Origin of the sequence: Nocardia nova NBRC 15556 (assembly GCF_001613005.1) — a bacterium.
Lineage (GTDB): Bacteria > Actinomycetota > Actinomycetes > Mycobacteriales > Mycobacteriaceae > Nocardia > Nocardia nova.
The window spans coordinates 45499-52097 of record NZ_BDBN01000075.1 but is presented as its reverse complement, the minus strand read 5'-3'; the positions used below and the strand labels follow the sequence as shown (position 1 = coordinate 52097).

5 protein-coding genes are annotated in these 6599 nt (G+C 70.3%); 3 read left to right on the top strand and 2 right to left on the bottom strand.

From position 1 onward, the window contains the following. A partial coding sequence (locus NN2_RS26690) for a tyrosine-protein phosphatase (RefSeq protein WP_245658863.1) occupies positions 1-326 on the bottom strand: 326 nt, incomplete at its 3' end. A 372-nt stretch (positions 327-698) separates the two neighbouring features. On the opposite strand from NN2_RS26690, the gene NN2_RS26685 reads away from it, so the two are divergent. Both NN2_RS26685 and NN2_RS26680 read left to right on the top strand, forming a co-directional pair. Then, on the top strand, positions 699-1175 hold the full coding sequence (locus tag NN2_RS26685) for a TetR family transcriptional regulator (protein WP_227462692.1): 477 nt from the start codon (positions 699-701) through the stop codon (positions 1173-1175). A gap of 53 nt (positions 1176-1228) precedes the next feature. Then, a complete protein-coding gene (locus NN2_RS26680) occupies positions 1229-2407 on the top strand; it encodes an amino acid deaminase/aldolase (RefSeq protein ID WP_063016957.1) in 1179 nt (392 codons plus the stop codon). Here NN2_RS26680 and NN2_RS26675 read toward each other — a convergent pair. After that, entirely contained in the window at positions 2404-5742 is a 3339-nt protein-coding gene (locus tag NN2_RS26675; RefSeq protein ID WP_245658862.1) for a bifunctional RecB family nuclease/DEAD/DEAH box helicase, read from the bottom strand. The two genes, NN2_RS26680 and NN2_RS26675, sit on opposite strands and share 4 nt — an antisense overlap. Before the next feature lie 204 nt (positions 5743-5946). On the opposite strand from NN2_RS26675, the gene NN2_RS26670 reads away from it, so the two are divergent. Then, complete coding sequence (locus tag NN2_RS26670; protein ID WP_063016933.1) at positions 5947-6591, top strand: alpha/beta hydrolase; 645 nt, start codon at positions 5947-5949, stop codon at positions 6589-6591. Positions 6592-6599 lie beyond the last annotated feature (8 nt).

Here is a 6599-nt window from a genome sequence, read left to right as displayed (position 1 = left end):
GGCTGCGCCGTCGCCTCCGGAGCCTCGTGCGGGGCCCGGGCGGCGCCGACCCCGGAGTGGAACGGTGTCACCTCCAGCCGCACGCCGTCGGGAAGGACGTCGACGCCCATCCGGTCGGCCTCGCCGGGCCCGCGCAGATCGTGCACGGTGGCGACGCCGAGCCGGCGCAGGATGTCGTGTCCGCGTTCGTCGAGCCGGCACAGCTGAGCCGACCGGAGCAGAACTCCGCTGCGAATCTTGGTCCCGCTCGCCGTGCGCAGGCCGCCGACGTCGCGGTAGTTGAAGGTGCCGGGAATGTGGAGATGATCGGGGCGCACCGTTGTCACGACTCCAGGTTATCGGCGGGTTCGACACGGTGGGCGGCGATGGCTCAGCTGTGTGCTCGCCCACATCGATATAACGATTCCCGGCCCGAGGCCGTAGAGTTCTGAGCGTTTGCGCCCGCGCGGCAGCCGCCCTGACCGTGGCGGATCCACCGCCGAACCCCACCGCGGGATGTGTCGGGGTGGTAACAAAACAATCTTTCAGTACGGAATGACCCGTTGAACCTGGTCACGATCCCCGAAAACCCTCTAACATTGACGGATGTTGAACGGGCCGCCCGGGGTAGACCTCGGAAGAGATCACCGCGGATCTGATGCCCGTTGAGCGAGCCGCGCAGGCGAGGTGCGCGAGTTCTTTCGCCGAGGGAGTCGTCGTTGAGCGCTAGTGGAGAGATGATTCGGGTCCGGCCGCGGCCGATCGTGCAGGAGGCCATCGACGCCGCGTCGGCCGCCTGCGACTGCACGGGCACGCGCGCGTTGCGGGTGGTTCTGCATGCCGGCGTGAGTGCGATGTGGTCGGCCATCCGGGCCACCCCGCAACGGCAGGTGCACACGCTGGATCTCACGATCAGTTCCTTACGCCGCCGCTGGGAGGGCGAGGCCGACTGCCCCGGTCTCTCGGCGACGGAGTGGCTGCGCGACCTGGACGCCGAGGTCGGTGCGGCGCTGTACGCGTGTGCCGAGCGTTCCGATACCCAGTGGATCGAGCCGGTGGCGGCGATATCGGCGTATGTGCTGGCCGTGATCCAGGGCGCCGTGCTGCGCTGGCTCGCCGACGGTGACGACGAGACCACGCTCGTGGTGCTGGACGATCTGGTCGCCACGCTGATCACCAAGGCGGTCGATCGGTAACGACGCGCGGGGTTCTCCTGGACGTTTGACCAGTTTCGTGATTGGCTGATGTGGTGACAGACGCGTCGCCCATCGCCGACCTGCACGCCGCCACCGCGGACCTCGATCCGCCCCTGGCCGCGCTGGACCTGAGCGCCCTGCGCGCCAACGCCGCAGATTTGGTGCGCCGGGCCCGCGGCGTGCCGATCCGGGTGGCCAGCAAATCGGTGCGCTGCCGCGCGGTCCTCGAGGAAGTGCTCGGATCGCAGCTCACCGGCCACGGCGGATTCGCCGGCATCATGTCCTATTCGTTGCGTGAGGCACTGTGGCTGGCCGGACACGGGGCACGCGACATTCTGCTCGGCTATCCGAGCGTCGATCGCGCCGCGCTGGCCGAATTGGCCGCCGACGCCACCCTGCTCGACTCGATCACGCTGATGATCGACGACGTCGCCCAGCTGGATCTGATCCGCGCCGCGGTCGGTGGCGCCGGAATCAGCCCGCGGGTGTGCCTGGACGTCGACGCCTCGTTGCGGATCGGCCCGCTGCACCTGGGAGTGCGCCGATCGCCGATCCGGACTCCGGAGCAGGCCGAGCGGCTGGCCCGGGTCGCTCGCGAGCGCGGCTTCCGGGTGGTGGGTGTGATGACCTACGAGGCCCAGATCGCCGGCCTGCCCGACACCAATCCCGCGGTGCGGCTGGTCAAACGGCTCTCCGCGGCCGAAATCGGCACTCGCCGTACGCATGTGCTCGACGCCGTGCGTTCGGTGGCCGGTGAGCTCGAGATCGTCAACAGCGGCGGCAGCGGGTCCATCGAGGTGAGTGTGGCGGCACCCGAGGTCACCGAGGTGACGGCCGGATCCGGTCTCTATGTGCCTACGCTGTTCGACGGATATCGCGCGTTCACGCCTCGTCCCGCGCTGTATTTCGCGCTGCCGGTGCTGCGCCGCCCGGCTGCCGAGATCGCCACCGTCTTCGCCGGCGGCTATATCGCCTCCGGTCCGGCCGGTGCCTCACGAGTGCCGAAGCCGGTGTGGCCCAAGGGGTTACGGTTGATCGGCACCGAGGGTGCGGGCGAGGTGCAGACGCCGTTCACGGGCGCAGCGGACCTGGCCGTCGGGGATCGAGTGTGGATGCGCCACGCCAAGGCCGGTGAGCTCTGCGAACGCTTCGACGCCATCCACATCGTAGATGCCGACGACCGGCGCACCACGGTGCCGACGTATCGGGGCGAGGGCCGCAACTTCGGCTAGCCGCGCCCGGTCAGTTCGAGGTAGGCGGCCAGATCGGGCAGCTGTTCGGGGGTTTCGGGCAGATAGTCGGTGAGCAGCGGCGACGCCACGACGATCGCCGACCACATCGCCCGGGAGACAGCGGTGGTCAGCCAATGCCGCGAGAGCAGATCGTCCATTCCGTGTGGTGCGTCGGCGGGGGCCGAGGTTGTCATCGAGATCAGCACGACCGCCGCCTCCCGGCCGCGGAAGCGATCGGCGGTGCCGACCACCACGTCCTCGATCCGGGCCCGCGACAACAGCATTCGAATGCGTGCCACCTGCGCGTGATAGGGCGTGACCACCAGAATGTCGTGCGGATGCAGCCGCCGCGTGAGTACGCCCTGGCGCCAGGTGCGGCCAAGCAGGGACCGGACCTGACGGACGATCTCGCGGGCCTCCTCCGCGGATTCGGTGCTGTTGCCGTGATGTTCGACCGGCACCGCTCGCACACCCGGCGCGACGCCCTCGAGTTCGCGGGCGAGGGTGACCGTCTCGTTGGAGCGCAGCCGGCGGCCGTAGCGCAGCGACGACACCGGCCCGCACACCTGGGGATGCATCCGCCAGGTGCGCTCCAGGAAATAGCCGAAAGCCGTGGGCACCGTGGGGTTGTCGCCGACGATGCGACCCAGGGCCGATTCGTGGACGCGCTCGGGATGCAGGCCGGTACCCGGCAGCGGAGCGGGATCGCCGATCAGCAGCAGATTGCGCGCCGACGCGCCGACCGCGATCGCCTGCGCCAGCGGGAAGTACCCGGCGTCGGCGATCACCAGGAGGTCCAGACTCTGCGGCGCCACCTGGTCGGGATCGGTGAAATCGCCGGTCAGTCCGCCGATCACACAACCGTTCACCGCGTTGTCGAGGAAGCGCGGATAGCGGTCGGCGGCGATTCCCAGCCATTCCGGAGCCACGGTGTGCACATCCGATTTGGCGACCAGTTCGGGCAGTACGCCCACGCGGACCACGGCGTCGAGCAGCACCTCGGCGGCCGAATGTGTTTGCGCCACCACCCCGACGCGCCACTTGTAGCGGGTCACCAGCCGCTCGATCACCCGCGCCGCGGTGTCGAGTTTGCCGGTGCCCGAGGGCCCCTGCACCGCGAGATACGAGTGGTCGAGATCGAGCACCGCCGCGGTGATCGCGGCCGCGTAGTCGCCGAAGACCTGCGGCAGCGCGGTCGCGCCGTGCAGCCGGGGCCGCCGCCGGCACAGCACATCGAAGGCCGCCGTCAGCGGGACGTCCGGCAGGCTGACCAGCAGATCGTGCGCCACGGCGTTCAGCGCCTGTTCCAGATTGTCGTCGCGGCCCGGCGGATCGGGCACGATGGCGACCGGCAGTTCGTCGTAGGGTGCGCATCCCGGCGGTAGCAGCTCCTCCACCCGCACCACATCGTCGAAGTTGTCGTCGAGGGCGAAGCCGAGGACCGTCGCCGCCGCGGTGGCGCGCCGGCCGGGGGTGGCCGGCAGGTCGGGGACGGGCGAATCGTAGAGCGTGCGTACCGCGGTGCCCGGAGGCGGCGGACGTCCGGTGCCGAGCCTGCCGGTCAGCTTCAGGTAGCGCCGCATCGGCCGGTCGTCGGTGTGCTGCCATTTCGTGTCGACGCTGGCCCAGTCCGCGACGAGAACCCCCGGGGTATCGGCCCATTCACCGATCGGCCGATGCAGGCGGTCCTCGTGCGCCCAGTGCAGCGGCTGACGCTCGCGCCGGTGATAACCCAGGACCGCGGCCATCATCGCGGCGGCTTGCTGTCCGGCACTGCGAGTGTCGTCGTAGTCGAAGGCGAATTCGCGCAGCGCCGCCTCCACCGCGGCCGGTTGTTCGGCGAGGGTGCGGCGGGGGACCGGGCAGGGCTGGATGTCGTGCTCGGCGGCGAGTTCGCACAGTCGCTCGCGCAGCCGCAGCGTTGCCGCACAGGAGGATTCGAGATCGGCGCGAACCGGTTCCGCCTCGGGGTCGAGCAGGCCGAGTACTTCCGGCAGATCATAGGACCGGGCGCCGATCAGCAGCGCGGAACGCACGATCGGATACAGGTCCAGCAGCGCGCCGAGCAGCTCGTCGGCGGTCTCCTCGTCGGCGCCGCAGCGTGCGCACAGGTCGGCAAGCAGCGTCCGGATCGGCGAACAGAAGTGGTAGATCCGCAGGTCGGGATGGTGCTGCTGGCGGTCGGCCAGAAATTCCAGCAGCGCCACCGGATCGTGCGTGGTGAAGGCGTGGAACAGGAACACGCCCTCGCCACCGTCCGCACCGCGCGCGGCGACTCCGACGCCGACGGCCGATCCGGCGACCGAGACGAAGACGTCGCCGGTGTCGGGCCGGGCCAGCTCGCCGAACGCGGCCGCATCGGTGACCGCATAGGCCGGGCGCCCGGAACGCTCGCGGCGCAACTGCAGCTCGGCCTGCCGCCGCAGCGTCGAAAACGTCTGTACCGCAACGCCGGTCACCGACGAATCCGCGGCGGCGAGGCGATCGACCGTGGTGATGCCGGCATCGCGCAGCTGCGCACGCACCGTCGGTCGCATCCCGGCCACCAGCAGCAGATCACGCCCGGCCACCAGTTCGGCGGTGCAGCTCGCGCATTGCCCGCAGGCGAGGTAGCGGCGGTCTCCCCACTGCACGGGCAGCAGTTCGTCCTGTTTGGCGGCGAGGATCGTGGCGAGCCGAATCCGTCGCGCCGCGTACACGGTTTCGGCCGGACCGAGCTCGTAGATCCGTTCCGCGCCCGCGGCATCCCGGATCCGGACCCACGGATCGACGTCGAATCCGTTGGCGCGCACCATGCGCGCACACGCCGCGGCCTCCATGAGCGCCGCGACATCGGACGACATCGAACGGACGTACAGGATGAAGGAGGAATGCGGAGTAGGCGCGGCGTCGCGGTCCGGGGCGTCGGCGGCCGCTGTCGCGGATTCGCCGGTCGCGCCGACGTCGGGCAGTGCCGCGGCCGCCGATCGCCGGGGCCGAACCGGCGTGAGGTCGTCGCGGCGGACGAGGACGGCGCATCCGGCCGCGAAGGATCCGTCGAAGAAGGTGGCCCCGAATATCGCCGGCGCGTCGGTGCCGAGTGCGGCGACGGTCTGCTCGTGTGCGCGGCGCAATTCCGTGGCCGTGGCGGCCGGCGAATCGATGCCGATCACGGCCGCGCCGAGAGCCGCGTACACATCGTCGAACACGTCGTCCGACAGTGTGTCCGAACCCAGCGGAAAGCTCACCGGATCGGTCGGATTCGGCGAAACGACAAGGCCCAGTTCGGTATCGAGCGCGCGCAGCAGCGCGAATTCGCAGCGCGCTGCCCTCACCAGGTCATCGGTGCTGCACACGACACGATCACCGAACAGAATCAATCGCGGCCCTCCTGAGTCCGGACACCCGCACGCGGCCGACGCACCGCTCGCGTGCCGAGTCGCGCAACAGCGTAATCTTTCGAGGTCGTACGGCGTGGCGTGAGGGGGGCGTGTCGGATATCGGTCTCACTTCGCCGGGCCGGGCCCGCTCACCGGCGACCCGCCCGTGACAATGGGGTGATGCCGTACTTCCAGGGTGCCCGCGGTCGACTGCACTATCGGCGGTGGCCGGTGGAGCGGCCGGTGGCGGTGGTGGCGTTCCTGCCCGGAACCGGCCAGCACAGCGGGCATTACCATCGGTTCGGTCGTGCCCTGGGTGCGCGCGAGATCGAGCTCTGGTGTCTGGACACCGCGGGTCAGGGGCTGAGCGAAGGCGACCCGGCGGCGCCGGGAACGCTCCCCGAACTGGCGGCCGACACCGCCGCGCTGGTGCGGGCGATGCGCGCCGAGCAGCCCGATCCGCCGCTGTTCCTGGCGGGCCACTCGCTGGGCGCGGCGACCTGTCTCGCGTCGATGTCGCTGCCGGAGATGGCCGGGTGCGCGGGCATGGTGCTGACCGGCACCCCGAAACGGGCCGCCGAATCGCCCGCCGCCCTGCCACCCGGACTACCGATCCTGGCGCTGCACGGTGTGGACGACCGTCGCGCACCGATCGACTCCGCGCGCGAATGGTCGGCCCGGCACCGGTCGGTGGGGTTGCACGAGTACACCGATGCCGGGCACGATTTGCTGCACGAGCCGGTGCACGCGGCAGTCACCGCCGATATCGCGGAGTGGATTCGCGAGGTCGCGGACCGTCGTTACCGCGCCGCGGAAGTGGGTTGAGAAAGGGG

Coding starts and splice junctions, on each gene's coding strand:
- NN2_RS26670 (WP_063016933.1), top strand. CDS start 5,947: ATGCCGTACTTCCAGGGTGCCCGCGGTCGACTGCACTATCGGCGGTGG.